The organism is Pelagicoccus enzymogenes, assembly GCF_014803405.1.
Taxonomy (GTDB): Bacteria; Verrucomicrobiota; Verrucomicrobiia; order Opitutales; family Opitutaceae; genus Pelagicoccus; species Pelagicoccus enzymogenes.
This window is the reverse complement of sequence record NZ_JACYFG010000028.1, coordinates 1-2313: the sequence shown is the minus strand read 5'-3', so window position 1 is coordinate 2313 and position 2313 is coordinate 1. Positions and strand designations below refer to the sequence as shown.

The following is a 2313-nucleotide window of genomic DNA, read 5'->3' as shown; positions in this document are numbered from 1 at the left end:
AAATCGGGTAGCCACGGGCATTAACTCCCGCGGCCCCCACACCACCCGGCATGCGGATCCGCACCGGGCGGTTCCCACACGCTATCGGGACGTATCCGGATAGTGAACACGGGTCCAGAGTTCCACCAGGGACGGAACCCCTTGTCCCTTGAGATAGCCTTTCGACAGGGCTTGGCTCACCCCTGGAGTCTTGGACATCTTCCAATGCCCCAGCCGGGTCACCGCGGTCTTGACCGCGGTCCGCAGATCGACCCCGAGGGACACGAGCTGCCTGACCCGGTTCGAGTGCGTCTTCCATTGCTTCCAGTAGCAGCAGCGCACGCGGCGCCGGATCCAGTGGTCCAGGCGCCTGGCCTCCTTGAAGGTCCGGCTGACGCCGTAGTAGCCCATCCAGCCGCGAACGTACTGGGCGAGCTTGAGCAGGCGGCGTTCCATGGACACGCTCCAGCTGCGGCACGTGTACTCGCGTATCCGGCGCTTGAACACGCCAAGCGACTTCTCGCTCCACACGATCTTCCCGCCGGTTCCGAAGGCGAAGCCGAGGAACTCCAGTTCCCTCGCCTTCACGACGCGGCTCTTCCCCTCGTTCACCTTCAGCTTGAGCCTGCGCTCGAGGAACTTCCTCACGCTCGCCATCACCCGCTCGCCAGCCCGAGGGCTCTTGACGAGTACGACGAAGTCGTCCGCGTAGCGGGCGAAGCGATGGCCGCGCGATTCGAGCTCCTTGTCGAGCTCGTCCAGGACCACGTTGGCCAGCAGCGGCGAAAGCGGACCGCCCTGAGGCACGCCCCCCCTCGTCGCATGCAGGCGCCCGTCGACCTGGACTCCCGCCCGGAGGTACTTGCCCACCAAGCGCAGGACGCGCCTGTCGCGGACCTTCCTCCCAAGGCTCGACATCAATATATCATGATCGACGCGGTCGAAGAACTTGGACAGGTCCAAGTCCACCGCCACGCGCCGACCCGACTTTATGGTGTCGCCAACTTGCTCGACCGCATGGCGCGCCGAGCGATTGGGACGGAAGCCGAAGCTGCTTTCGCTGAAGCCCGGATCCAATATCGGCCCCAGAACCCTCACGATCGCCTGCTGTATCACCCGGTCCAATACGGTCGGGATCCCCAGCAGCCTCTTGCCCCCGTCGGGCTTGCCTATCTCCGCGCGCAACGTCGGCGCGGGCTCGTACGAGCCCTCCGCCAGCCGCTCGCGCAGCCTGGGCCAAGCTTCGCGGAAGAGGCCGGGGAAGTCCTCAACGGACACTCCGTCCACCCCCGCCGCGCCCTTGTTGGCCCTCACCCGCTTCCACGCCCCGGACACGTTCTCCGCGTCCAGGATCGCTTCCATCAGGTCGCGTTCCGAGTCCCGGCTGTCCGCTTCCCGCCGCCCTTGCGCTACCTCTGGCGAGGCATACCCGCAGGGCGAGAGTTCGGGCCGGAACCCGTCGTGTCGGTTCGGGCCTTCGCCCCATGCGAGTTTCGGACCCTTCGCTGGACGGGTCCCCCGTCGGCAGCTACTCCCGGCTCGCCTCATGGCGCTACTATGCCCTCTGCTGATTCCTCATGTCCGACTCCCGCATCGCTGCGGGAGCTGCGGAGATCCGATGGCAGGTTTAAGCCATCCCCGCGGGAGCATGAGGCCTCCCCGGATAAGGACGTCGACTTCCGCCGCGCAAACGCGCCATTTACCCTGCGCCCCGAACCTTCTCCGGGCTTCGCGTCGCTGGGCACGCTCGCCCGAGGCGCTGGGCCTTGTATGGCGTTCTTGTACATCGTCTCGCGGCTTTGCCTAGGGCTTCCTTCCCACGAAGCCTCGCGACTTCGCAGTTGCCTTCGGCTAGCGCTTTTTCTTAGTTTACTTTCGCTAATGATCATAACCTACAGGTTCCATGCGCAGTGGACTTTAACCACATCAGTCGACGCCCATGCCGGGCGTACCCAGTCAGCCCATACAACTCCAGCCAGCGCTCCGCGCTGACTTCCGCGTATGGCTTTCACGATATGCAGAACGAATGAATGACCTCATACCATACCTTTTCCGCACCAAGTGTTATGGAGGCATTCCATTCGGCGTGACCGCTCGATCCAAAGAAAAGGCACTGGAGATCATCCAGAAGGAAGGTTACGAAATCGACGTGGAAGCGGATATTGAAGAAGTCATCGAGAACGTGTCTTTCCACGACATTAAAGAAAGATACATAAAGGAAAGGATGGGACCTATCGTCTGCGAAGGAATGTGGTATCCAGTTACAAAATTATGAAACTCTCGAAGGAAATCAAAAGAGCATATCAAGTCGCTCGTCACAACTCCGAGGGCTGC

The 2313-nt window shown here is 62.3% G+C and carries 2 protein-coding genes; one reads left to right on the top strand and one right to left on the bottom strand.

Annotation, left to right across the window (positions count from 1 at the left end):
• Nucleotides 1–81: 81 nt before the first annotated feature.
• Entirely contained in the window at nucleotides 82–1341 is a 1260-nt protein-coding gene (ltrA, locus tag IEN85_RS10840; protein ID WP_191616192.1) for a group II intron reverse transcriptase/maturase, read from the bottom strand.
• A 664-nt stretch (nucleotides 1342–2005) separates the two neighbouring features.
• On the opposite strand from ltrA, the gene IEN85_RS10835 reads away from it, so the two are divergent.
• On the top strand, nucleotides 2006–2254 hold the full coding sequence (locus tag IEN85_RS10835; protein WP_191617109.1) for a hypothetical protein: 249 nt from the start codon (nucleotides 2006–2008) through the stop codon (nucleotides 2252–2254).
• The last annotated feature ends 59 nt before the right edge of the window (nucleotides 2255–2313 follow it).

Coding starts and splice junctions, on each gene's coding strand:
- ltrA (WP_191616192.1), bottom strand. CDS start 1,341: ATGGAAGCGATCCTGGACGCGGAGAACGTGTCCGGGGCGTGGAAGCGG.
- IEN85_RS10835 (WP_191617109.1), top strand. CDS start 2,006: ATGAATGACCTCATACCATACCTTTTCCGCACCAAGTGTTATGGAGGC.